Annotated in this window: 23 protein-coding genes; 8 read left to right on the top strand and 15 right to left on the bottom strand. The window is 38.3% G+C overall.

Annotated features, from left to right (window positions below; translation table 11 throughout):
• The first annotated feature begins 20 nt into the window (after positions 1-20).
• From FHX64_RS03145 to FHX64_RS03135, 3 genes are all read left to right on the top strand, one after another.
• The gene (locus tag FHX64_RS03145; RefSeq protein ID WP_183412388.1) at positions 21-1,961 is read left to right on the top strand and encodes a fumarate reductase/succinate dehydrogenase flavoprotein subunit; all 1,941 of its coding nucleotides are present in this window, start codon (positions 21-23) and stop codon (positions 1,959-1,961) included.
• A 51-nt stretch (positions 1,962-2,012) separates the two neighbouring features.
• Positions 2,013-2,768 carry a succinate dehydrogenase/fumarate reductase iron-sulfur subunit gene (locus tag FHX64_RS03140; protein ID WP_183412387.1) on the top strand — a complete coding sequence of 252 codons (756 nt, stop codon included), beginning with the start codon at positions 2,013-2,015 and terminating at the stop codon, positions 2,766-2,768.
• A 211-nt stretch (positions 2,769-2,979) separates the two neighbouring features.
• Entirely contained in the window at positions 2,980-4,251 is a 1,272-nt protein-coding gene (locus FHX64_RS03135; RefSeq protein ID WP_183412386.1) for an adenylosuccinate synthase, read from the top strand.
• 27 nt (positions 4,252-4,278) lie between these two features.
• Here FHX64_RS03135 and FHX64_RS03130 read toward each other — a convergent pair whose 3' ends face one another.
• From FHX64_RS03130 to FHX64_RS03105, 6 genes are all read right to left on the bottom strand, one after another.
• Entirely contained in the window at positions 4,279-5,316 is a 1,038-nt protein-coding gene (locus tag FHX64_RS03130) for a DHH family phosphoesterase (protein ID WP_183412385.1), read from the bottom strand.
• Positions 5,317-5,416: 100 nt separating this feature from the next.
• Positions 5,417-5,968: a DJ-1 family glyoxalase III gene (locus FHX64_RS03125; protein WP_183412384.1), complete on the bottom strand. Its 552-nt coding sequence runs from the start codon at positions 5,966-5,968 to the stop codon at positions 5,417-5,419.
• Positions 5,969-5,989: 21 nt separating this feature from the next.
• Positions 5,990-6,766, bottom strand: coding sequence for an energy transducer TonB (locus tag FHX64_RS03120; RefSeq protein ID WP_183412383.1), 777 nt, complete (start codon positions 6,764-6,766; stop codon positions 5,990-5,992).
• Positions 6,767-6,834: 68 nt separating this feature from the next.
• Positions 6,835-7,233 carry an ExbD/TolR family protein gene (locus FHX64_RS03115; protein ID WP_183412382.1) on the bottom strand — a complete coding sequence of 133 codons (399 nt, stop codon included), beginning with the start codon at positions 7,231-7,233 and terminating at the stop codon, positions 6,835-6,837.
• 28 nt (positions 7,234-7,261) lie between these two features.
• Complete coding sequence (locus FHX64_RS03110; protein ID WP_183412381.1) at positions 7,262-7,942, bottom strand: MotA/TolQ/ExbB proton channel family protein; 681 nt, start codon at positions 7,940-7,942, stop codon at positions 7,262-7,264.
• A 64-nt stretch (positions 7,943-8,006) separates the two neighbouring features.
• A complete protein-coding gene (locus FHX64_RS03105) occupies positions 8,007-8,720 on the bottom strand; it encodes a pyridoxine 5'-phosphate synthase (protein WP_183412380.1) in 714 nt (237 codons plus the stop codon).
• Between the two features lie 172 nt (positions 8,721-8,892).
• Between FHX64_RS03105 and FHX64_RS03100 the strand changes: the two genes are divergently transcribed.
• Both FHX64_RS03100 and fmt read left to right on the top strand, forming a co-directional pair.
• Entirely contained in the window at positions 8,893-9,783 is an 891-nt protein-coding gene (locus tag FHX64_RS03100; protein WP_183412379.1) for an NAD kinase, read from the top strand.
• Positions 9,784-9,786: 3 nt separating this feature from the next.
• A complete protein-coding gene (fmt, locus tag FHX64_RS03095) occupies positions 9,787-10,749 on the top strand; it encodes a methionyl-tRNA formyltransferase (protein WP_183412378.1) in 963 nt (320 codons plus the stop codon).
• Between the two features lie 3 nt (positions 10,750-10,752).
• Here the strand turns inward: fmt and FHX64_RS03090 are convergent, their stop codons facing one another.
• From FHX64_RS03090 to FHX64_RS03070, 5 genes are all read right to left on the bottom strand, one after another.
• Positions 10,753-11,151: an HIT family protein gene (locus FHX64_RS03090; RefSeq protein WP_183412377.1), complete on the bottom strand. Its 399-nt coding sequence runs from the start codon at positions 11,149-11,151 to the stop codon at positions 10,753-10,755.
• 11 nt (positions 11,152-11,162) lie between these two features.
• Complete coding sequence (gene greA, locus FHX64_RS03085; protein ID WP_183412376.1) at positions 11,163-11,633, bottom strand: transcription elongation factor GreA; 471 nt, start codon at positions 11,631-11,633, stop codon at positions 11,163-11,165.
• A 160-nt stretch (positions 11,634-11,793) separates the two neighbouring features.
• Positions 11,794-13,089: a methionine adenosyltransferase gene (gene metK, locus FHX64_RS03080; protein WP_183412375.1), complete on the bottom strand. Its 1,296-nt coding sequence runs from the start codon at positions 13,087-13,089 to the stop codon at positions 11,794-11,796.
• Between the two features lie 304 nt (positions 13,090-13,393).
• Positions 13,394-14,938 (bottom strand): OmpP1/FadL family transporter, encoded by a 1,545-nt coding sequence (locus FHX64_RS03075; protein ID WP_183412374.1) that lies wholly within the window; start codon positions 14,936-14,938, stop codon positions 13,394-13,396.
• A gap of 104 nt (positions 14,939-15,042) precedes the next feature.
• Positions 15,043-16,302 carry a hypothetical protein gene (locus FHX64_RS03070; protein ID WP_183412373.1) on the bottom strand — a complete coding sequence of 420 codons (1,260 nt, stop codon included), beginning with the start codon at positions 16,300-16,302 and terminating at the stop codon, positions 15,043-15,045.
• Positions 16,303-16,527: 225 nt separating this feature from the next.
• Here FHX64_RS03070 and prmA point away from each other — a divergent pair, with 225 nt between their 5' ends.
• The 3 genes from prmA to argB all read left to right on the top strand — a co-directional run bounded on the left by prmA (position 16,528) and on the right by argB (position 19,411).
• Complete coding sequence (gene prmA, locus FHX64_RS03065) at positions 16,528-17,367, top strand: 50S ribosomal protein L11 methyltransferase (protein ID WP_183412372.1); 840 nt, start codon at positions 16,528-16,530, stop codon at positions 17,365-17,367.
• Positions 17,368-17,382: 15 nt separating this feature from the next.
• Complete coding sequence (locus tag FHX64_RS03060) at positions 17,383-18,336, top strand: N-acetylornithine carbamoyltransferase (RefSeq protein ID WP_183412371.1); 954 nt, start codon at positions 17,383-17,385, stop codon at positions 18,334-18,336.
• 295 nt (positions 18,337-18,631) lie between these two features.
• Positions 18,632-19,411 (top strand): acetylglutamate kinase, encoded by a 780-nt coding sequence (gene argB / locus FHX64_RS03055; protein WP_183412370.1) that lies wholly within the window; start codon positions 18,632-18,634, stop codon positions 19,409-19,411.
• 4 nt (positions 19,412-19,415) lie between these two features.
• Here the strand turns inward: argB and uvrB are convergent, their stop codons facing one another.
• The 4 genes from uvrB to FHX64_RS03035 are packed head-to-tail and all read right to left on the bottom strand — an operon-like array spanning position 19,416 to position 23,929.
• Positions 19,416-21,434: an excinuclease ABC subunit UvrB gene (uvrB, locus tag FHX64_RS03050; protein WP_183412369.1), complete on the bottom strand. Its 2,019-nt coding sequence runs from the start codon at positions 21,432-21,434 to the stop codon at positions 19,416-19,418.
• Positions 21,435-21,477: 43 nt separating this feature from the next.
• Complete coding sequence (locus FHX64_RS03045; protein WP_183412368.1) at positions 21,478-22,203, bottom strand: inorganic diphosphatase; 726 nt, start codon at positions 22,201-22,203, stop codon at positions 21,478-21,480.
• Positions 22,204-22,245: 42 nt separating this feature from the next.
• Positions 22,246-22,926 carry a DUF4919 domain-containing protein gene (locus FHX64_RS03040; RefSeq protein WP_183412367.1) on the bottom strand — a complete coding sequence of 227 codons (681 nt, stop codon included), beginning with the start codon at positions 22,924-22,926 and terminating at the stop codon, positions 22,246-22,248.
• Positions 22,927-22,936: 10 nt separating this feature from the next.
• Positions 22,937-23,929: a nucleoside recognition domain-containing protein gene (locus tag FHX64_RS03035; RefSeq protein WP_183412366.1), complete on the bottom strand. Its 993-nt coding sequence runs from the start codon at positions 23,927-23,929 to the stop codon at positions 22,937-22,939.

The raw sequence follows: 23,929 nt of genomic DNA, 5'->3' as shown, positions 1-23,929 counted from the left end.
AAATAATAAACTAATTAAATATGACACAGATCAATTCCAAAATTCCACAAGGACCTTTAGCTCAAAAGTGGAGTAATTATAAAGCCTCACAAAAATTAGTGAATCCTGCCAACAAACGTCGTTTAGATATTATTGTTGTTGGAACAGGTTTGGCCGGAGCTTCGGCAGCAGCTTCATTAGGTGAACTTGGTTTCAATGTTTTAAATTTTTGTATTCAGGATTCTCCACGCCGTGCACATTCCATTGCAGCTCAAGGTGGTATAAATGCCGCAAAGAATTATCCCAATGATGGAGATTCTGTATATCGGCTGTTTTACGATACCATCAAAGGAGGTGATTACAGAGCCCGTGAAGCCAACGTATATCGATTAGCAGAAGTATCAAACAGCATTATTGACCAATGCGTTGCCCAAGGTGTTCCTTTTGCCCGTGAATATGGTGGATATCTGGATAATCGGTCTTTTGGTGGAGCGCAGGTGTCAAGAACCTTTTATGCTAAAGGTCAAACTGGACAGCAGTTATTATTAGGGGCTTACTCTGCATTAAGTCGGCAAGTCAGCAAAGGATCTGTAAAGCTTTATACCCGTTACGAAATGATGGATGTTGTAATTATTAACGGCAAAGCCCGTGGCATTATTGCACGTAATTTACGGACCGGCAAGCTGGAAAGATTTTTTGGACATGCTGTAGTCATTGCAACCGGTGGTTATGGAAATACCTTCTTTCTATCAACCAATGCGATGGGTTCCAATGGCTCTGCAGCTATGCAGTGCTATCGAAAGGGAGCTTATTTTGCTAATCCCTGTTATGCACAAATTCACCCTACCTGCATTCCGGTTCACGGTGAGTTTCAATCGAAATTGACCCTGATGTCAGAATCATTACGCAACGACGGCCGCATCTGGGTTCCGAAGAAAAAAGAAGACGTTGATGCTATTCGTGCTGGTAAATTAAAGCCAACTCAAATACCTGAAGATAATAGAGATTATTATTTGGAACGTCGTTATCCTGCTTTCGGGAATCTTGTTCCACGTGATGTTGCTTCCCGTGCAGCTAAAGAACGCTGCGATGCCGGTTTTGGTGTGGGTGCTACCGGACTAGCCGTTTATCTTGATTTTTCCGAGGCTATTAATCGTTTAGGTCGTGATGTTGTTGAAGCACGTTATGGCAACTTATTCCAAATGTATTATAAGATCGTAGATGAAGATCCATATGAAACGCCAATGATGATTTATCCGGCAATTCACTATACAATGGGTGGCATCTGGGTTGATTACGAATGCATGACGAGCATTGAAGGGTTGTTTTCCATTGGCGAAGCTAATTTTTCTGATCACGGGGCAAACCGCTTGGGAGCTTCTGCATTAATGCAAGGTTTGGCCGATGGTTATTTTGTTTTGCCTTATACAATACAAAATTATTTAGCGGATGAAATACGTACTCCACGTATGAGTACTGAATTGCCAGAGTTTGCTGAAGCTGAAGGTTCAGTACAAGCTAAAATTCAAAAAATCATGGCAATCAAGGGAAATCGTTCGGTTGATTCCATTCATAAACAGTTGGGATTGATTATGTGGGATTTCGTTGGAATGAGCCGCACCAAAGAAAGTTTACAAGAAGCATTAGATGATATTCAAAAAGTAAAACATGAGTTTTGGACGAATGTTTACATTCCAGGCGAGAGCGAAGATCTAAATGTAGAGTTAGAAAAAGCGTTAAGAGTTGCTGATTTTATTGAAATTGGAGAACTGATGGCACGTGATGCTTTGCATCGCGAAGAATCATGTGGTGGCCACTTTAGAGCAGAATATCAGACTGCTGAAGGTGAAGCGTTACGTGATGATGAACATTTTTCATATGTTGGTTGCTGGAAATATGAAGGTGAAGATAAGGCTCCTTCCTTACTAAAGGAACCACTTGTTTATGAGACAGTTCATATGCAACAACGAAACTACAAGTAAATCTATCAGTTAAAACAAGCTTGACAAAAAGCGATCAAATCGAATAAAATTATGGAAAAAACGATTAATATCACTCTGAAAGTATGGCGTCAGAAAGGCCCTCAAAGCAAGGGTGGATTTGAAACATATCAATTAAATAATATATCAATAGATAGTTCTTTTCTTGAAATGCTTGATGTATTGAATGAAAAGTTGATTTCGGAAAAGAAAGAACCTGTTGTTTTTGATCATGATTGTCGCGAAGGTATTTGTGGAATGTGTTCGTTATATATCAACGGACATCCTCACGGACCTGATGAAGATGTAACAACGTGTCAACTTCATATGCGAAAATTTAAAGATGGAGAAACCATTATTATTGAGCCTTGGCGTTCGAAAGGATTTCCGGTTATCAAAGACTTAATGGTCGACCGGAGTGCTTTTGACAAGATTATTCAGGCAGGCGGCTTTGTTTCGGTTTCAACCGGAGGTGTTCCTGATGGCAATGCAATTCCAATTTCAAAAGACAAAGCAGACGAGGCAATGGATGCAGCATCCTGTATAGGTTGTGGTGCGTGTGTTGCTGCATGTAAAAATGGTTCAGCTATGCTTTTCGTTTCCGCAAAAGTGAGTCAATTAGCGCTTTTGCCTCAAGGAAAAGTGGAAGCAGCACGACGTGCTAAAGCCATGGTAGCCAAAATGGACGAATTGGGCTTTGGAAACTGTACCAACACAGGAGCTTGTGAATCAGAATGTCCTAAGAGTGTATCTATTGCACATATTGCTCGTTTAAACCGTGAATTCCTTAAAGCAAAACTCAAAGACTAATTTATTAATTCATAATGCATTAATGCACCTGCCTCGTAATGCTTTTAAATAAAAGCTTTTACGGGGCAGTTTTGTACAATATCTTTTGTTCGTTTAATATACGTTTTCCGTGGAAAATTGATATCTTTACACTTCGATTTGATTTCAGGAAAACATGTAATTAAAGTTTTGAGAAACAAATCTATTCATCTGATTAAAAACTTGCGTAAACATGAAAATAGATGTATTGCTAGGGCTTCAATGGGGCGATGAAGGGAAAGGAAAGGTTGTTGATGTATTAACTCCAAAATATGACGTTGTAGCTCGTTTTCAGGGGGGGCCTAATGCAGGACATACACTAGAATTTGAAGGTGAAAAATATGTCTTGCGATCTATTCCATCCGGAATTTTTCAAGGGAATAAAATTAATATTATTGGTAATGGGGTTGTACTGGATCCTGCTTTATTTAAGGCCGAAGTGGAAGCGTTGGAAAAATCAGGGCATAAACTTACTGATCGCTTACTAATTTCTAAAAAAGCACATCTTATTTTGCCGACTCATCGTTTACTCGATGCTGCTTATGAAGCTTCAAAAGGTAGTAATAAAATCGGAACTACAGGGAAAGGTATTGGCCCTACATATACGGATAAAATCAGTCGTAACGGGTTAAGGGTAGGGGACTTGCTCCATAATTTTGACCAAACATATGCCACAGCCGTCGCCCGCCATAAATCAATTTTAGCTCAATATAACTATCCCATTGATGATTTGGTACGTTTGGAAAAAGAATGGTTTGATGGAGTTAAGAAACTCATGGAATTCCAATTAATTGATAGTGAACATGTTATAAATAAATATATTGATCATAAGAAATCTATTTTAGCTGAAGGGGCTCAGGGTACTATGCTCGATATTGATTTTGGTTCATATCCTTTTGTTACCTCTTCGAATACAATCTCAGCAGGCGTTTGTACGGGGTTAGGAATCGCACCGAACAAGATTGGCGATGTATTCGGAATATTTAAAGCTTATTGTACACGTGTAGGAAGCGGTCCTTTCCCTACAGAATTAGATGATGAAATTGGACAAAAAATGAGGGATTTAGGCTATGAATACGGTTCAGTGACTGGTCGTCCGCGTCGTTGTGGGTGGCTTGATTTAGTAGCATTGAAATATGCCATTATGATTAATGGCGTTACTCAGCTAATTATGATGAAGAGTGACGTCTTGGATAATTTTGATACCATCAAGATTTGCGTAGGATATAAAATAGGGAACGATGAAATTAATTATTTTCCCTTTGAAACAGATACTAAAATAGAACCAATTTATGCAGAATTACCAGGTTGGAAATGTTCAATGTCCTCCATGAAGCATCAGAATGAATTTCCAGAGGAATTTAATGCATATATTCATTTTATTGAAAATGAGCTTAAAACTCCTATTACTATAGTATCTGTTGGAGCTGATCGGGAACAAACTATATTTCTGCCAAAAAAATAAAAAAATACAATAAGATCTAACGAACAATTAATCAATTGAGTTCAGTTGCTCTTTGTAAAGAGGTAAAATTTCTTTTACACGTTTAAATGTCTGGTTTATAGATTCATAGCTTTCTCCACCAGCAGCATTAATATGTCCACCGCCGTGGAAATAGTTCGAAGCAATCAGATTAACAGGAAAAGAACCTCTCGAACGAAATGATAGTTTAACATGAGTTGTGTTTTCCTTAATGAGAATAGAACACACAACACCCTTTATACTCAATGGAAGATTCACGAACCCTTCTGTATCTCCTTCCTGATAGTTATAATGCTCTAATTCATCAGCAGTTAACGTGATAATAGCTGTTTTGTATTCATCAAGAACTTCCATTTTTGCTGTTAAAGCGTAACCCATTAGCCGCAACCGATCTGCTGAATAAGTATTATATATATTATTATAAATCTGATCTTTATCGATTCCTTTTGTTAAGAGCTCGGATATGATAAAATAAATTTCAGGATTATTGGAATTGAAAGTAAACGCTCCTGTATCTGTCATCATACCAGTGTAAATACTTGTAGCACAGCAGTTATTCATTGTTTCAGAAAACCCCATCCTGTATATCAGGCGAAAAACTATTTCTGAAGTTGAGCTGATATGAGGATAGGAAATAATAATATTTGCAATATTGAGATCAGGATTTCGATGATGATCGATTAAAATTTTGTCTCCCGTAAATTTCTCTATGATTTCTTGAAGCGCTCCAATTCGGGATAAAGTATTGAAATCAGTCATGATAATTAAATCAGCGACTGATATTAATTGATTTATTTTTTCTTCCTGCACTTCATAAATGAAAATATCTGTAGCTGCAGGCATCCAATTAAAAAATGAAGCAAATTTATTTGGAACAACAATAGATGCCTTTTTGTTTAGAGAAGATAAAAAATGATAGACTCCTAAAGCAGAACCCATCGCATCGCCATCTGGACTAATATGGGTAATAATAATTATATTATTTGCATTTTCAATATATTGTCTTGTGTCGGTGATTAGTGATTCAGCGATAATTTTTGAAAGCATTGAATTTGATTATTGCAATTATAGTTGAATAGTTGATTTGTTATTCCTATAATTAATATTATGATAAATAGAATATCTTGCTAAGCCCTCAAACACCATTTTAAAGAGTATATAAAAAATGGTCAGCAACGTCTTTTGCTTTTTCTTCCCCGCTTATAAGTTGTACCAGATATAAACCAAAAGCTACAGCATATGCAGGCCCTTTTGCTGTAACAATATTAGAATCTTTTACAATTGAGTTTGGAGAAATCTTGGCACCACGTAAATCTTTTTCAAATCCTGGGAAACAAATTGCATTCCGATTCTGCAAAATATCTAATTTTCCCAAAACAGTTGGCGCTGCACAAATAGCTGCTAAAAATTTATTGTTTTGATTATGTTGTAAAAGCAAATTGGCCAAGCCCTTATGTTCAGCTAAATTCAATGATCCTGGCATTCCACCGGGCAAGATCAATAGGTTTGCTTCTGTAAAATCCACTTCTTCAAATAAAGCATCCGCCCAGAGAGATATAGCATGAGATCCCGTTACTAGATTATGACCTGTGACTGATACTGTAGTCACATCAATAGAAGCACGACGTAGTAAATCAACAATTGTAATGGCTTCTGTTTCTTCGAATCCTTCGGCAAGAAAAATAAAATTAGTTGACATAACTAATTGATTTTTAAATATTTATTTAAGAATAAAATGATAAATAATAGTACCTATAGCATCATGATTGCCTTTAGAAAATTTGCTTTTGCGTGCAGCTTCCAAAGCAGCATTCCTTAATGTTTGGTTTGTCGTGGTTGACGCACCGATATACGCGTTAGATACATTCCCATTTTGATCGACCATAACATGTACTGTAACGACACCTTCATCATTACTCTGATAAGATGGGCTCGGGATATACAATGGAGATCTCCCTGATACTGAAACACTTACTCCGTTTCCACCTATAACACCAAGGGGATTACCCTGAACAGCATTACCTTGTCCACTACCTCCTCCATGACCTTGATCAGTTCCAAAAACACTACCTAATTTTCTGGCTCTATTAATAGCCTGTTTTTCAGATTCTTGTTTAGCCAGTTGGGCTTTTTGAAATGCTTCCTCTGCCAACTTTTGATCATTCTTTTTCTCTATGTTTTCTTTCTGTGAAATTTCAGTTTTTATTTTTTTCTTTTTTGTTTCTGGCATTGACACAGGCGAATTTTCAACCTGAGTTAGTACATTTTGATGGGTTGATACTGAGGATGCTTGTTTTTCTGATTTTGTAGGAATAGCACTCATATCCGGAGAAGGAACAGAAACCCCCACTCCATCATTTGCATCTCCTAAATTAATATAAATTGGTTCGCTGTATGAACTTTGAGTAAAAGGTAATTTTACAAGCAGAAAGAGCAAAAAAACCACAATGGCAAATGCAGTTGTTCCAATTATTCCATAAAACTTTGACTTCTTCATAAACAAGGATTTACAACCTGCCTTCTGAATAAAATATTACAGACAACAGTTGACTTAAATCACACATCCTACTCTTTCTGTGTTGCTAATATCATTTTTACATGAAGCTTACGTCCAATATCAAGAATAGTAACCAAATCTTGCAGTTGAATTGAACGGTCAGCACGCAAAATAATGGTTGCATCAGCTGTATTTGCGACCATTTGTTGAATAGCCGGTTGTATTTGATCAAGAGTTATTGGCTTATCATTCAGATAGTAATGTAAATCTGAGGTAATAGATAAGTTTATAGTTTGTTTCGACATCTGTTGAATATTTGCAGATGCTTTTGGCAACATCAACTGGATAACTGAAGGGTTCACCAATGTGGAAACAATCAGAAAAAAGAGCAGCAGAAAAAACATGATGTCATTGAGCGACGAAGTGTAAACTTCAGGCTGCAATTCTCGCTTTCGTTTGATGATCATCTTTGAAATATTTTAATAATCCCATCGCTTATTTTTTTCTAAGCATGTTCAAAAACTGATTGCTTTGTCTTTCCATGCTAGAAATAATGCGATCCATTCTTCCGTTTAAGATATGATAAGCCGAAAAAGCAATAATTCCAACTAACAGCCCTGCTGCTGAAGAAATCATTTTTTGGTATAATCCCCCAGATATGGTTCCGATACTAATATTGTCAGTCAGAGATATGCTGTAAAAAATTTTGATTACACCAAATATGGTTCCTAAGAAACCGAACATAGGAGCTACAGAGGAAATGATGGCAAGATAATTCATCCCTTTGCTTAATTCATCTACTTGTTGACGAGCTTCAGCTTCCATGGAATCTTTAATATCGAGAACAGAATTTCCTAAATTCTTTAATCCACAAGATAATACTTCTCCTATAGGCATATCACTCATTTCACATATAGAAAGAGCTTTATCAATACTTCCTTCTTTAAGCATCGGAGCAATTTTATCCACCAGGTTTTTCGTTTTCGAAGCCTTATGGATTTCGATCGAACGAACAATAATTACATATACAGCTACTAATAACAAAAAGGCAATCGGAGCTAGTATCCAACCTCCTTTTAAGACAATATCATACATAGTTTCACTCTGGTTTGTAACAACTGGAGTGTTGGCCGGTAATTGAGGGGCAACCACCTGCAAGATCAGCATCAAGTTCATATTTTAATAATTTATTTTCAGCAGAAGCTATATTAATACTTTATTTAAAATAACGCCATAATAATCAAACAATCAGTGACTTATATTTTTGTATTGCTGTCTCTAATCCCAAATATAACGCATCGCTGATCAACGCATGGCCAATAGAAACTTCAGCAAGCCAGGGAATATTTTTTGCCATAAAATTGAGATTTTCCAAATTTAGATCATGGCCTGCATTGACACCTAAACCAACAGAACGAGCAATTTGAGCAGCTTCCAGAAAAGGAGCAAGAGCTTTTTCTGGTGATGATGGATACATATTGGCGTATGGTTCGGTATAAAGCTCTACCCGATCTGTCTCAGTAAAAGCAGCATTTCGAATATTTTCCAAGTTAGTATCTACAAAAATAGAAACTCGAATATTGTGCGCTTGAAATTCCCCTACTATTTCTTTCAAAAAACCAGCATAACGAATCGTATCCCAGCCAGCATTCGAAGTGATAGCTTCGGGTGGATCTGGCACCAATGTTACCTGATCCGGTTTGATCTTACACACTAAATCGATGAATTTTGGAGAAGGGTATCCCTCTATGTTGAACTCAGTTGTTATTAGTGGACGAAGTGCATATACATCATCATAACGAATATGTCGTTCGTCTGGACGCGGATGTACTGTAATACCATCAGCTCCAAATAACTGACAATCCTGAGCCACTTTTAATACATTGGGGACATTACCTCCGCGTGCATTACGTAAAGTTGCTACCTTGTTGATATTAACGCTTAATTTTATCATTAAATTATTTTCTTTATTTGTGGGTTTGAGTTGCATTTCGCATCTTTGCAAAAGCATTCAACTAAGCAACAAAGTTAATCAAAAAGCCCCACTATCCAAGGATATATGCCCTTAAAAAGCATAAGAAAACAGAGATGCTTATTGTTTTGTCTTACTGATTATTAATTGTGAAATGAAAATACTTATTTTTGGTAACACTTTTCGTCCTGAAGCTGCTTTATCAGCTCTTCGTCTGGCAACTTTTTTACAGGATAAGCATGTCGATATTTGGATAGAAAAGGGATTTTATGACTTTCTAAACCTTCAAAATCATGCATTCCCATTGGTTTATCAATCTTTTGAAAAAGTTCCCGAACTAGCTGATTTTGCATTAAGTATTGGTGGAGATGGGACTTTTCTTAATACGGCCATGCATATTGGATCATCCAAGATCCCTATTTTGGGAATTAATACGGGACGGTTAGGCTTTTTAGCAGATGTTGCGGATAATGAACTGGAAATAGTTTTAGATCAGATTATTAATAATGAATATTTTATTGAAGAAAGAACAGTGTTGGAATTGCAAACAACTCATCAAGATTGGAATCCATCATCTTTTGCATTAAACGAGATTGCATTATTAAAACAGGATAGTTCTTCCATGATCGCCATTCAGGTTAAAGTCAACGGTGAAGAATTGAATACCTACCGCGCTGATGGCCTAATCATTGCAACTCCTACTGGATCAACTGCCTACTCAATGAGCGTCGGAGGCCCCATTGTCGTACCACAGGCAAACAATTTCATACTGGCACCAGTTGCTTCGCATTCTTTAAACATTCGTCCTTTAATCATTCCAGATAACTGGGAACTTGAAGTGCAGGTCAAAAGCAGAACTAATAGTTTTTTGGTCGCATTAGACGGGCGATCATCGGTGTTTGATCAACCTGAAATCTTACATATCCGCAAAGCAGGTTATTCGATCCGGGTTGTAAAGCAAGCCCACCACACATTTTTTAATACTTTAAAAAACAAATTAATGTGGGGAGTTGATAAACGAACAGAAAAATCTTTTAATGCATAAGAGATGGAGAAAAAGGATTTGAAAATTGTATTCATGGGAACGCCAGATTTTGCAGTTGCAAGCTTACGTTTACTTGTTGAGAACCAATATAACGTTGTTGCTGTAATCACAGCACCAGATAAACCAGCAGGAAGAGGTCAGAAAGTTCAAATATCAGCAGTCAAGCAATATGCTTTACAACAAAATCTCCCTATTCTTCAGCCTGAAAAATTAAAGAACCATGATTTTTTGCAAACACTGTCTAGATTTAAGCCGGATTTACAAATTGTAGTAGCTTTCAGAATGTTGCCTGAAGCTGTATGGAGTCTTCCCCTTTTGGGAACTTTCAATTTACATGCTTCTCTCCTACCGGACTATCGAGGTGCAGCACCGATTAATTGGGCTATTATCAATGGAGAAACAGAAACAGGCGTCACAACATTCTTTCTTTCCCATGAGATTGATACTGGTGAAATTATATTACAAAAAAGGATTCCTATATATGATCATGATTCTGCCGGTGACCTACATGATCGCTTAATGGCGGAAGGTTCAACGTTAGTACTTGAAACAGTGAACCTTGTACTTTCAGAACAGCCCATTCAGACTCTAAAACAAATTGAAAATGCAGTGGTGAAATCTGCCCCAAAACTATTCACCGAAACATGTAAAATAAACTGGAGCAAATCGGTTGATCAGCTTTTCAACTTTATTCGAGGATTGTCTCCCTACCCTGCTGCATGGTCAGAATTGATTTTATCCGATACAAAAATCTCTTCTCTAAAAATTTTTGAAACTGAAAAGGAAATTACACAACATCAATTGCCGTTTGGATCTATCATCACAGATCATAAAAAAATCATGAAAGTTGCTGTAAATAATGGATTTATTGTCATCAAACAGCTTCAGCTAGCAGGAAAAAAAAGAATGATAACCGAAGATTTTCTCCGTGGATACCAAGTAAGTGACAATGCAAAAATGATTTAATAGTCAAAGGATTACCTTGTCATGAATAGCATCAGAAATTAACTGCATTTCCTCAGATGTAAACGATAATTTTGGCTTGGCAAAATTGATGTCATTTGCTGTATTCAAAGGCACCAGATGAATGTGGGCATGAGGGACATCCAAGCCTATCACAGCTAATCCTACACGCTGGCAAGGTATAACCTGCATAATAGCAGCTGCAACTTTTTTAGCAAAGAGAATATAGTCCTGCAGCATTTTGTCGTCAAGGTCAAAAATATAGTCCCGTTCGAGCTTTGGAACAACCAAAGTATGTCCTTTGGCTAGGGGATTTATATCTAGAAAAGCAAAAAATTGCTCGTTTTCGGCTACTTTATAACAGGGAATTTCGCCGGCAATGATACGCGAAAAAATAGATGCCATAATCGAAGTCTTTAAAGAGTAATGTCGATAATTTCAAACTGAATAATTCCAGAAGGGACTCTCACTTCAACAGAGTCTCCTACTTTTTTGCCTAATAGCCCTTGGGCAATGGGTGTTGTTATGGATAATTTTCCTTGTTTCAGATTTGCTTCTGATTCAGATACCAGCATATAGGTCATCTCCTGTCCATTACTTTTGTTTTTGATTTTGACTTTGTTCAAAATCTGCACTGCATCAGTGTTTAATGATTTTTCATCAAGAAAACGCGCACTTGCCACCAATTCTTTTAGTTTGGCAATCTTCATTTCCAATAACCCCTGCGCTTCTTTTGCGGCATCGTATTCTGCATTTTCAGAAAGATCTCCTTTATCCCGAGCTTCTGCTATTTGTCTAGAAATGGCAGGTCTTTGGACATTTTCCAACTGATTCAGTTCTTCCAATAATTTCTTATAGCCCTCTTGGGTCATATACGATGTAGCCATGATATTTTGTTTATTTAAATGTAAAACAAAAAGAATTCCGACCTAAGCCGGAACTCTTTTTATGTGTTGTTATACGTATTCAGTTCTAGGGTTACAAAAGTAATGAATTCTCAACGATAATCCAAAACTTTTTTCAAATATCTGAGAAAAAATTGTATGCTTAGCTGTTAATTGCAAAAGCATTACGAATGGGATCTATGTAATCGAGTTTTTCCCAAGTGAACAATTCTACTTCAATTTCCATAGGAGCTGAATAACGTGATGTAAAGTTCTTTTTGATAGTTTGCGGCATCCTCCCCATATGTCCATAAGATGCTGATTCTGAATAAATAGGATTACGTAATTTTAATCGTTCTTCAATAGCTTTTGGACGAAGGTCAAAAAGTTTCCCCAGTTTTTCGGCTATTTCTTCATCAGAAAAGGGAACTTTCGATTTTCCATAGGTGTTTACATACAAATTTATGGGTTTAGCCACCCCAATAGCATATGAAACTTGAACCAGCATCTCGTCAGCAACTCCTGCTGCTACAGCATTTTTAGCAATATGCCGTGCGGCATAAGCTCCGGAACGGTCAACTTTCGAGGGATCTTTTCCTGAAAATGCTCCTCCTCCGTGTGCCCCTTTCCCGCCATATGTGTCAACAATGATTTTTCGCCCGGTTAGACCAGTATCTCCGTGTGGCCCTCCAATCACGAATTTTCCAGTAGGATTAACATGCAGAATATATGTATCATCCATTAATTTCGCAATCATGGGGTTTTTATTTACAACGCGTGGAATCAATATATTGTGTACATCTCTTTTAATTTGCGAGACCATTTCTGCATCTACTTCAGCTTGGCTTTTAGCATCATCTTTCAAAATAAATTCATCATGCTGTGTTGAGACTACAATCGTGTGAATACGTTCTGGCATTCCTTGTTCGTTATATTCAACGGTGACTTGGGATTTTGCATCAGGACGTAAATAAGTCATCTCCTTCCCCTCCTTCCTGATCTCTGCCAGCTCTATCAGTAGTTGGTGTGCAAAATCTAAAGAAACAGGCATGAAATTATCTGTTTCATTGGTAGCATATCCAAACATCATTCCCTGATCCCCAGCTCCCTGTTCCATTGGATCTTCACGTTCCACACCACGGTTGATGTCATCGGATTGTTCGTGAATAGCCGACAGAATACCGCAAGCATCTCCATCAAATTTATATTCGCTTTTAGTATAGCCTATTTTGTTGATTACCCCCCGTGTAACATCCTGAACATCAATATATGCATTGGATTTTACTTCGCCAGCAATTACTACCTGACCTGTAGTGACTAATGTTTCGCAGGCTACTTTTGAATTGGGATCGAATGCTAGGAAAGCATCTAAAATAGCATCCGAAATTTGATCGGCCACCTTGTCAGGGTGTCCTTCTGAAACGGATTCAGAAGTAAATAAATAATTAGTTGATTTCATTGTTATTATATTTATTATAAAAAACATCTTCTCCTTTCTATTTCTCTCTCGGAAACAGAAAGATCAAAAAGTGGATGAAAAATTTACTTGAGGATGAAAAATGAAGATTGTTGGCTTTACGCTGTAAGAATGGCATTACCAACACGTTTTTAGCATTTTTTCCAGTGGTTGCAAGCAAGCAAATCTATCCACATTTGATGTTGCAAAGATAATGTTTTCCCAGAAATGATGAACCTTGCCTATGTGCAAAAAAACAAAAAAGCCATCTTGAAAGAGATGGCTTTCATTGTAAATTCATTTAATATCAGAATCTAATTCCAAGGGTCATTACAAAGTTATTTGTTTTTGTAGTAAACGAAGCCGGATGTACCATGTTGTCTGGACTGTAGATCCATGAGTCATTATAGGGATAGAAACTTTCATGTTGGTTCATAAGCACATAGGCCACATCAATACTCCAATTGTTAGATGCATAGCCCAATCCTGCTGCATAATTTTGAGTATTACCCTGAAGGAAGTATTGAGGATCAGTACGCACCGTATTATAAGGCAAATTCCTCACTGCATTGCTTTTAGTTGCTGGTGTAATGTAGTTATATCCCAAACGTACGGCCAGATTTTTGTTAATACGATATTCTCCTCCTATTTTATAAGTACTTACGCCTTGCATCATATTGCTGATATCTTGATTCTCTGTATTGAAAGCAAAAGCATCGTTGTTTTGATCACGTAGTTTCATCGTCGAATAATCGGCATATTCATAATCAAAACTGATAAGACCTTTTTGTCCGATAATCCCTGAAGCTCCTACAGTTATCACAGATGGAGTCTGAAGTTTATATTTACTGTAGCCACCATCAGAAGGTGTGTAAGTCGTGCCTGTATATTGGGCGTTGTAATACAGGTCAGCGTAGTAATTATCTGTCATAGTATAAAACATTGGCGAGTGATAGGCAATACCTAACCGTAAAAAGTTTGTGGGACGTACTATGGCTCCTACTTTGACATCAATACCTGATCCAGAAGTATAAATCTGATTTTGTAAATTCATGTTTCCACCACCACCAAAAGCTTCTACATAGTTACTATTCAAGGTGTAACTCAATTCCTGAAATCCAACCGAAGCTCCCAAGTAGACGAAATTATTCAAATTAACGCCATAACTCAGATTGTATTGATCTACATAACCTGATTCACTGAAAGCATATTGAGGTTTAACATGTTCATTGTTGCCAAGCAATGAACTCCATTGATTAGCAGTACTGGCGGATGTATTCGGATTGATTAAGTATCCTTGATAAGCTAATTCAGAAATCCAGGGTACATTAGTATTGTTATAAGGATCATTATTATTAGCCGTTGTAAGGTCACTTTCTGGAATTCCATTGGTGTAACCTGCCATATAATCGGTTATTGAGGAGTATTGATTTGTACCGTTCATAATTCCAGAACGATTGAACGATTTGATTCGTTCATACGAAACGCCAAAGGCGGAACTGAATTTAGGATTGTTGCCATTGAAAGCAGTTACCATTGAAACATTGTTGAAATGAGCGGTAAAATTATTATCACTGCCAGACTGACCATTCCACAACGAAGAGGTAGTATTGTCCTGCAAATTTAAGGTAGCAGATAATTCAGAACTCCGGTAAACCCCTAAACCCGCAGGATTCAGCGTGATGGAAGAAGGGTCTCCTCCCAATGAGGTAAAAGCGCCACCCATACTCATGTATCGGGCTGTCCCTTTTAAAGGATATTGAGATGCTTTCAACGCATCAAAACCATCTTGTGAAAAAACGGTTGTGGAAAATAACAATAATGACACTATTGAAATTAACGTCGTTTTCATAAAGTTGCACATTTAGTTGTTGTTATTGATAGCGAGCAAACATAACATCTGCTCGCCTATTTAAGCCATTCGTTTTAGATAATCACACACAGTGAAGAACCTCGTTAACGACGACCCCCACGAAAGCCACCACCGCCTCCGCCGCCGCTAAACGAACGTCCACCTCCGCCACCTTCATTAAATGAACGAGTTTCGTTATATACAGGACGCTCTACCTGTTGTTGCTGATATACTCGTTGTTCCTGTACCGGAGTAGAACGTTGATATCTGTAGTTATTGCTTTCAACATTTTGAACCCGATTATTCATAATCACTACCCGTCGGGTTGTAACGCTATTGTTAGGTTGAATATAATTCCTATTTTGATATTGAACAGCCGCGCGCGTAGTTGGCACATTGTACCCACTTTGACGAAGCACATTGGTCCAGAATACTCTGTTTTGAGCTGTTCCACGTACATTCACAGGATTAATAGCTCCAGTCCCGCTTACTTGTCTGACACCAGCGACAGCTGTAGTCTGACGTGTTGCCGCTACTACTCTAGAACCTGTGTTCGAAAGGGTTGCGCGTGCCCCCGGAGTTGCCGTTAATGCTGTTCCACCACCTCCGGACATAGCCCGTGAACCAATGCCAGTGCTATATAATTGAGCTCCGCTTAATGTTCCCATACGGGCTGCGCGACGACTGTTCTCAGAATAGTTGTAAGGAATTGAATGACGATATGCCCAAGGATAATTTCCTCCATAATAGTAAGGATAACCACCCCATGCACCATAATAATATGGGTAATTCCAAGAGAATCCTAGACCAAAACCAAAGCCGGGATCCCACATGTCCCATGTATCCCAATAATCACCGTACCAACTTCCCCAATAGTATGGATTGTAAGCATATCCGAAAGGATAGAACGAATTGTACCAGAAAGGTTGCCCCCACCAACCAGCATAATACGGTGAACCTCCCCAAACATTAATGTTCCAATTAACATTATCAACAGGATAAGTTGATCCATCACTGTACTGAAGCCAAAGGTTCGGCTTTGTCGTTGGTTGAATAAGCAGGGATTTTCCTGTTACTAATGTTGTATCGTTAGGTAATGTGTCAGGACGATTGGCATAATCTCCCGAATAATAAACCGTATCGCCTGCTGCATTACGAACTACAACTGCTTGTTGATTACCCACATTTGATGTTTCGATCTGATACTCCTGATTATTTTGTGTTGTTTGTGTGGGTTGCTGAACTTGCTTTTTTGCCTCATTTGCTGCTGCTTTTGGATTGTAGATATCATCGTAAAAGCTTTGGCTGAAAAGGGAAACTGGTAACAACATCAAAATAGATAAGATTCCTAATTTCGTTTTCATGATTGTTGTCTCCTTTATTTTTAGTTTATAATTCCTGTTTTTATCATTTAGACTGTCAATGAAGGGTACCGTTTAATTGGATAACGCTTTTTCTCGCTAAAAAGTATATTAAAACCAACTTTATTGGCTAAGTTTGCATACTAAATTAACCTCACAAAGATAGCTGAAAAAGAAAGCCATTTATTCCCGATTCTTTGGAATTTAACGAAAAATATATCATAGATTATGGATTACATCGAACTAACGATACAAATTAACAATTCAAGAGGTTTTGAACAGGATACGGTTGCTTATGAGCTGGGTGAACTCGGGTTCGAGAGCTTTGAATATAATGAAGACGGATTAAAAGCGTATTGCGTTGCATCTCTGTTCGACGAAAAACAAATCAAAGAATGGAAAGAATCGCACCGGGACGATATACCAATCGACTATTCATATGCTCTGATCAAAGAGAAAAACTGGAATGAAATATGGGAAAAAAACTATTTTTCACCCATCGTAATTGGAAATGAATGCGTCATACACAGCTCATTTCACCATGATATTCCCACAGCAAAATACGACATCCTGATCGATCCCAAAATGTCATTTGGGACAGGACACCATGAGACTACAATTTTGATGATTCAAACCATTCTGAAACTTGATCTTGTTGGCAAATCACTGCTTGATATGGGTTGTGGAACCGGCATTCTGGCTATATTGGCATCGATGCGCGGTGCGTCTCCAGTCACGGCAATTGATATTGATGAATGGGCTTATACCAATTCGCTGGAAAACTTTCGGCTTAACGGCTTCTCCGACATTGAAATGAATCAGGGAGGCGCCGAACTTTTATCAGGTCGCAAGTTTGACATCATTTTGGCCAATATTAATCGAAATATTCTGCTAGCCGATATTCATCACTATTCTGCTTGTCTTACTCAAGGTGATCTGTTGGTGATGAGCGGTTTTTACGATACGGATAGACCTGCTATCGACGAAGAAGCGCAAGAAAACAATCTTATTTTGCTTGGTTTTGAAGAAAAAAACAAATGGGTGGCAACACTCTACCAGAAAAAATAAAACCATTTATATTGTATGAAAACATTTACGAATGTCAAAGATTTGGGGAATTTGAAAGCTGCCGTGTCTGAAGCTTTTGTAGTGAAACAACACCGTTACGACTACAAATATTTAGGAGAAAACCGAACTTTGCTGATGGTATTTTTCAATTCGAGCCTTCGTACGCGACTCAGCACGCAAAAAGCCGGTATGAACCTCGGCATGAATACCATTGTGCTCGATATAAATCAGGGGGCATGGAAACTGGAAACCGAACGTGGTGTTATTATGGATGGTGACAAAACCGAACATTTACTTGAAGCAATCCCCGTTATGGGTTGCTACGCTGATATTATTGCGGTTCGTTCGTTTGCTCGTTTTGAAAATAAGGAGTTTGATTACAGCGAAACTATTCTGAACCAGTTTATCCAATATTCGGAAAAACCCGTCATCAGCATGGAAGCTGCGACAGGCCATCCGCTACAGGCTTTTGCCGATCTGATTACCATAGAAGAATATAAAAAAACACAACGTCCAAAAGTGGTATTAACTTGGGCTCCACACCCTAAAGCGTTACCTCAGGCAGTTCCAAATTCATTTGCCGATTTTATGAATGAGGCTGATGTGAATTTTGTTATCACGCATCCGGAAGGATATGAATTGGATGAGAAATTTATACGGGGAGCTCATGTGGAATATGATCAGGACAAGGCATTACAAGGCGCTGACTTTGTATACGCAAAAAACTGGGCCGCTTATACTGATCCAAATTATGGTAAAGTGTTGAGAAAAGATATGTCGTGGACCATTAGTAAAAAGAAAATGGCACTCACAAACAATGCCTTTTTTATGCATTGCCTTCCTGTACGCAGGAATATGATCGTAACGGATGATGTAATCGAAAGCCCTCAATCCATTGTAATTCCCGAAGCCGCCAACCGTGAAATATCCGCCCAGGTGGTGTTAAAACGAATTCTTGAAGCGTTATAAGATTTAAAACCACGAATGTATTCGGCTAAAGGCATTTGTTTGTACTCGGGGTTTTTATATACGTGTCATCTGGTGTCAATAATGCTTTTATACATACGGATTTTTCTGTATATTGCTGTTTATCAAATGAATTTATCGAAAATCAATAATCATTTCATAAAATTCTTTGATAAATTAACCGTCTATTTATATCTTTGTGGCTTCCAAATGGATTGTCTTAGAAGGCAATTCGGGGGATAATTGAAGCTACATAATTAATTCAATAGTCGAGATACAGGACGAAATTAATTTCAACATGGCAGATACTAGAACCAAACTGACAGTAGTAAAAGTTGGTGGAAAAATTGTAGAAGAAGAAAGCTCGTTAAAGCAACTTTTAGAAAATTTTGCTACCATCGAGGGACATAAAGTACTGGTACATGGTGGAGGTCGCTCAGCAACTGCTATTGCCACCAAACTAGGCATCGAAAGCGTTATGGTGAATGGCAGGCGCGTCACGGATGCCGAAACATTGAAAGTGGTAGCAATGGTGTACGGCGGGCTGGTGAACAAAACCATTGTGGCAAAATTACAGGCAATGGATATCAATGCGCTGGGCCTGACAGGTGCTGACATGAATTATATGGTCTCCAATAAGCGACCGGTTGGTGAAGTTGATTACGGTTTTGTTGGCGATGTAAAAGCAGTAGATGCCCGATTATTGGCAGATTTGATTCAAAAAGACATTGTCCCCGTATTGGCTCCTCTGACACATGACAAAAAAGGTAATTTATTAAATACCAATGCAGATACTATTGCCGGGGAAGCCGCCAAAGCTCTTGCCCGTTATTTTGAGGTGACGCTGGTTTATTGCTTCGAGAAGAGAGGTGTACTTCGGGATGAGCATGACGATGAGAGTGTTATTCCTAAGATAAACAAACAACTATTTACCAAGTATGTAGCTGACGGTGTAATTCAAGGAGGAATGCTTCCAAAGCTTGAAAACGCTTTCGAAGCAATTGATGCAGGTGTGAAACAGGTAATTATAACAAAAGCCGATGCAATTGATGGTAAATCAGGGACACTCGTTGTATAATTTTCTATCTGCTTCTTGCTTTTAGTAACTCTTCCAGTTTCAGGAGTTCGTCACGGTATTGAGCTGCTTCGATAAACTCTAGTTTACGGGCGGCTTGTTGCATTGACTTTCGCGTGTTGTCAATCGCTTTTTGCAATGCGGGCAGGCTCATATATTGTACAACAGGATCAGCGGCAACAGACATGGTAGTGGGTTCTGTATAAGCCTTCCCTGCTCTTTTTTCAACGGCTTGTTGTGCCAGAATAGAAGTATGCCCTTTCCGGATAGGTTGTGGGATAATGCCATAGTTTGCATTATACGCTAACTGTTTCTCACGTCTTCGGGTTGTCTCATCAATAGTACGCTGCATGCTTTCGGTAATCTTATCGGCATACATAATTACTTTTCCGTTCAAATTTCGGGCGGCACGTCCGGCGGTCTGTGTTAAGGAGCGATGTGACCGTAAAAATCCTTCTTTATCGGCATCCAGTATGGCTACCAGCGATACTTCGGGAAGATCCAGCCCTTCACGCAGCAGATTGACTCCTATCAGCACATCAAACAGTCCGCTGCGTAAATCATCCATCAGTTTTACACGCTCCAGCGTATCGACATCGGAATGAATATAGTTGCATCGGATTCCATTTCTTGTCAAATAACTCGTTAACTCTTCAGCCATGCGTTTGGTTAAAGTCGTTACCAAGATTCGTTCATCATGTTCTGTACGTTGTGCTATTTCCTCCATCAAATCATCAATCTGGTTCAGGCTGGGACGTACATCAATGATAGGATCCAGCAATCCCGTAGGTCTAACAACTTGCTCTATAATGATTCCTTCCGATTTCTCCAATTCATAATCTGCTGGAGTAGCGCTGACGAAAATGACCTGATTAATTAACTCTTCAAATTCATTATATTGCAACGGGCGATTGTCCTTTGCCGCAGGCAAGCGAAATCCGTATTCTACCAGATTTTGTTTCCGGGATGCATCACCCCCGTACATTGCCCTGATTTGAGGAATGGTTACATGGCTTTCATCAATCACCATCAGGTAATCTTTGGGGAAGTAATCGAGCAAACAGAAGGGTCTGCTTCCTGGTTCCCTGCCATCAAAATAACGCGAGTAATTTTCTATTCCAGAACAATATCCCAATTCGCGAATCATTTCCAGATCGTATGTCACTCTTTCCTGAATTCTTTTAGCTTCAATTGGTTTCCCGACCGATTCGAAAAAGGTGATTTGTTTCATTAAATCATCCTCAATTTGATGAATGGCCTTATTTATTCGTTCTTTAGTAGTGACAAAGATGTTTGCCGGATAGACATCGTAAGAATCAAACATGGACAATGTATGCCCGTTTATAGGATCAAAGGTTTCAATCTCATCAATCTCATCACCCCAGAAGACAATACGTAATGCCACATCAGAATATGCCAGAAATATATCAACAGTCTCCCCTTTTACACGAAAATTTCCGCGGTTGAATTCTATTTCATTACGTGAATACAAGCTCTCAACCAATGAACGTAGAAAGCTGTTACGTACGAGGGGTTGCCCTTTTTCAACATGAATAGTATTGCTGTAAAAATCATCAGGATTTCCAATTCCGTAGAGGCAGGAAACAGACGATACCACGATAACATCCTTACGCCCTGAAAGTAATGATGATGTGGTTGAAAGCCTTAGTTTTTCAATCTCCTGATTGATGGAAAGATCTTTTTCTATGTAAGTATCTGTTACTGGCAGGTAAGCTTCTGGCTGATAATAATCGTAGTATGAAACAAAGTATTCTACGGCATTGTTCGGAAAGAATGTTTTAAACTCGCTGTAGAGTTGTGCGGCTAATGTCTTGTTGTGACTTAACACTAACGTGGGACGGTTAATCTCTTTTACTACGTTAGCAATAGTAAATGTCTTTCCCGATCCCGTAACGCCAAGTAATGTTTGAAATTTGACATCATTCCTGACGCCATCCGTAAGTTGATGAATAGCCTCTGGTTGATCTCCAGTAGGTTGATATGTCGATATAATTTCAAAATTCATTCCAAAATTCTCTCAAAACATCGCTATTTTTTCTGTAAACTTTTTATTCTCCGAAAAACAATTGATTCCATTGATTATAAAGATCTTCCACACCCGAGAAGATTGCATTTGCACCTGCTTTAACAAGCACTTCGTTTTCCAAAATGCCAGTATTAACAGCTAAAGTATAAATTCCTGCATCACTTGCTGATGCAATACCGAGAGGAGCATTTTCTACAACAACAGCTTCCCAGGGTTTGACATGGGCTTTCTCCAATGCCATCAGATAGGGCTCCGGGTGTGGTTTCCCTTTTTTCACATCAAAAGCAGTAACCATACGTTCCCGTTCAAAAATTTGTGGAAAATAGACTTCCAACCGGTCTAGCAAACTGGGTTGTCCAGAACCAGTGACCAGCACAATCTGTACATAATGTGCTTTTATCTTTTCTAAAAGCGGTAATGCAAATGGCATAACACGCACCGCCTCAATTTGTTCAAAAATACGACTTTTTGTGCTGTATATCAATGTTTTTTCTTCTTCTGTGGCTAAGCGACCCTTTTCAGATTGAAACACATCATCAATGGTTCCGTTACCGGTACGACCTTCTTGCATATAAGCCTGATACGAGGTGAAGGGTACTTCAACGCTTTCGAAGGCTTTTACCCATGCTTCTGCGTGTGCCGGCATAGAGTCAAATAGAACTCCGTCCATATCGAAAAATGCAGCCTTTAGGTTGAATACTGGATATCTTCTTTGTTTTATAAAATCATTTATTTTTTGTCTATACATTTGATAATTAAATAGTAATATATTATTTATAAAGTAATAGTTTCATTTCTGTGATCCTTCCATATCCAACAACCGACGCACATTAAAATAGAATCCCTTGATACCCGAAGGATTACTGGCAACGCGTATATAGTCATATTGTAAAGCAACAAGAGATTGGTTTACAGGGAATAGCCCTAACATATAGATAATTTCGTACTCATCTCCTTCTTCAATCACGTGCCACGCGCTTGGGATAGTTCGGCCATTCCCTGTTGACATAATGGTCTGGATAATTTTTTTTGATTTATAACTCCAAAGATTTGCAGTTGAATCTTTTCCTAACACATGATAAGCATACGCTATCCGGTTAATCCAATGTAGATCAAAAGGAAACTGCGCTACCAATTGTCCTGCATACAAAATAATAGTATCGCAGTCAGCAGGAGTCAGAATGTCTTTATCAGCATAACGGGCTAAAATGGCATCCTGAGGCGGATTGCCATACGGTTTGTAAGCTTTTTGATAAGTAAACCCATAATACAACATTTTATAATCGCTTATTGTCAATGTAGTATCATTGTTTACATAACGTTTGAATAGTGTAGGATAATAGTAAGGTGATGCAGGATTTTGCGTTGTTGATTTGATCAATGAATAGTTTGGAGCCACCAAAGGAAGAACTTGGGCATTAATTCCTGATATTGAGGCAATAAATAGAATTGCAAGTAGTATCTTTTTCATATATTGTTTATTACGCTTGTTGTTTAAATTTACTATTTGAGTTTACAGGTACCAGTTCTACTGCGTTTCGCACTTTTCCGGAAAATCGATGTACAAGACGGATAAGCCATATTAAGCATATGGCCAGAAAGATACGGGGTAACGTTATCCATAAAACCGGAACTCCAATGGACACAAACAACAATGTATCTTCCAGTAATGAATGATTAACAGCAATATGATAATTAAGCATTTCTATTTCTCTATCTGTTACGGCCCCCGATTCTACTTCTTCAAACATTACTGCGGATCCATATCCTAACCCAAGTGATTGGGCTATAAACCATAGAAATGAAACATTAGAAGATAAACCAAAAATTTGCATTAGCGGAGCGAATAATTTCGATACATAATCTAATAATTTGTATTCGCGTAATATGTTTTGGAGAATAATCAAACTGTTTACAATTAAAACAACCTTAATTATCAAAACTATAGATGTTTTTATCCATAATGCTAACACATCTTGCACGGAATGTAAGGATATCTCATGCTGAGCAGCATGAGCTCCCCCGATATGTACAGGTAAAAATATATTCAGTAGCATTGCAGCCAAAAAACTGGTGCTAACACGTAAACAAAATATCTTCCATATAGGAGAACCTGTTTTCCGTAACACAGCTAATTCTACAATCAGGCTGTGTGTAATCAGGCACATTATTGCCAGAATTGTGATCTCCCTCATGCCAAGCGGAAGTGTGGCTATGACAGCCAAAACAGAATATATAGGTAGAAATAGGCTTGTAATGAACACAATGGAAGCAATGCCAGGTAATCCAATCCAATGAAATACAGGAGACGCATAATACGCAAACCAGTTAATCACACCCCAGTATTGCAGAAACCCCACTAATAATGCTACTGGCAGCATCAGTTTAAGCAGCCAAATGGTTGTCTTTATTGCTTTTGGCACTCCTTCTTTAACACACTTCCATAAACGATTTATGTTTTTTTGTTTCTGCAT

Origin of the sequence: Microbacter margulisiae (assembly GCF_014192515.1) — a bacterium.
Classification (GTDB): domain Bacteria; phylum Bacteroidota; class Bacteroidia; order Bacteroidales; family Paludibacteraceae; genus Microbacter; species Microbacter margulisiae.
Note: the sequence above shows the minus strand (reverse complement) of the source record. Positions and strands in the feature narration are given on the sequence as shown.

What these genes read in the sequence shown, in the direction of transcription:
- FHX64_RS03145 (WP_183412388.1), top strand. Translation starts at nt 21, where the DNA reads ATGACACAGATCAATTCCAAAATTCCACAAGGACCTTTAGCTCAAAAG.
- FHX64_RS03140 (WP_183412387.1), top strand. Translation starts at nt 2,013, where the DNA reads ATGGAAAAAACGATTAATATCACTCTGAAAGTATGGCGTCAGAAAGGC.
- FHX64_RS03135 (WP_183412386.1), top strand. Translation starts at nt 2,980, where the DNA reads ATGAAAATAGATGTATTGCTAGGGCTTCAATGGGGCGATGAAGGGAAA.
- FHX64_RS03130 (WP_183412385.1), bottom strand. Translation starts at nt 5,316, where the DNA reads ATGCTTTCAAAAATTATCGCTGAATCACTAATCACCGACACAAGACAA.
- FHX64_RS03125 (WP_183412384.1), bottom strand. Translation starts at nt 5,968, where the DNA reads ATGTCAACTAATTTTATTTTTCTTGCCGAAGGATTCGAAGAAACAGAA.
- FHX64_RS03120 (WP_183412383.1), bottom strand. Translation starts at nt 6,766, where the DNA reads ATGAAGAAGTCAAAGTTTTATGGAATAATTGGAACAACTGCATTTGCC.
- FHX64_RS03115 (WP_183412382.1), bottom strand. Translation starts at nt 7,233, where the DNA reads ATGATCATCAAACGAAAGCGAGAATTGCAGCCTGAAGTTTACACTTCG.
- FHX64_RS03110 (WP_183412381.1), bottom strand. Translation starts at nt 7,942, where the DNA reads ATGAACTTGATGCTGATCTTGCAGGTGGTTGCCCCTCAATTACCGGCC.
- FHX64_RS03105 (WP_183412380.1), bottom strand. Translation starts at nt 8,720, where the DNA reads ATGATAAAATTAAGCGTTAATATCAACAAGGTAGCAACTTTACGTAAT.
- FHX64_RS03100 (WP_183412379.1), top strand. Translation starts at nt 8,893, where the DNA reads ATGAAAATACTTATTTTTGGTAACACTTTTCGTCCTGAAGCTGCTTTA.
- fmt (WP_183412378.1), top strand. Translation starts at nt 9,787, where the DNA reads ATGGAGAAAAAGGATTTGAAAATTGTATTCATGGGAACGCCAGATTTT.
- FHX64_RS03090 (WP_183412377.1), bottom strand. Translation starts at nt 11,151, where the DNA reads ATGGCATCTATTTTTTCGCGTATCATTGCCGGCGAAATTCCCTGTTAT.
- greA (WP_183412376.1), bottom strand. Translation starts at nt 11,633, where the DNA reads ATGGCTACATCGTATATGACCCAAGAGGGCTATAAGAAATTATTGGAA.
- metK (WP_183412375.1), bottom strand. Translation starts at nt 13,089, where the DNA reads ATGAAATCAACTAATTATTTATTTACTTCTGAATCCGTTTCAGAAGGA.
- FHX64_RS03075 (WP_183412374.1), bottom strand. Translation starts at nt 14,938, where the DNA reads ATGAAAACGACGTTAATTTCAATAGTGTCATTATTGTTATTTTCCACA.
- FHX64_RS03070 (WP_183412373.1), bottom strand. Translation starts at nt 16,302, where the DNA reads ATGAAAACGAAATTAGGAATCTTATCTATTTTGATGTTGTTACCAGTT.
- prmA (WP_183412372.1), top strand. Translation starts at nt 16,528, where the DNA reads ATGGATTACATCGAACTAACGATACAAATTAACAATTCAAGAGGTTTT.
- FHX64_RS03060 (WP_183412371.1), top strand. Translation starts at nt 17,383, where the DNA reads ATGAAAACATTTACGAATGTCAAAGATTTGGGGAATTTGAAAGCTGCC.
- argB (WP_183412370.1), top strand. Translation starts at nt 18,632, where the DNA reads ATGGCAGATACTAGAACCAAACTGACAGTAGTAAAAGTTGGTGGAAAA.
- uvrB (WP_183412369.1), bottom strand. Translation starts at nt 21,434, where the DNA reads ATGAATTTTGAAATTATATCGACATATCAACCTACTGGAGATCAACCA.
- FHX64_RS03045 (WP_183412368.1), bottom strand. Translation starts at nt 22,203, where the DNA reads ATGTATAGACAAAAAATAAATGATTTTATAAAACAAAGAAGATATCCA.
- FHX64_RS03040 (WP_183412367.1), bottom strand. Translation starts at nt 22,926, where the DNA reads ATGAAAAAGATACTACTTGCAATTCTATTTATTGCCTCAATATCAGGA.
- FHX64_RS03035 (WP_183412366.1), bottom strand. Translation starts at nt 23,929, where the DNA reads ATGCAGAAACAAAAAAACATAAATCGTTTATGGAAGTGTGTTAAAGAA.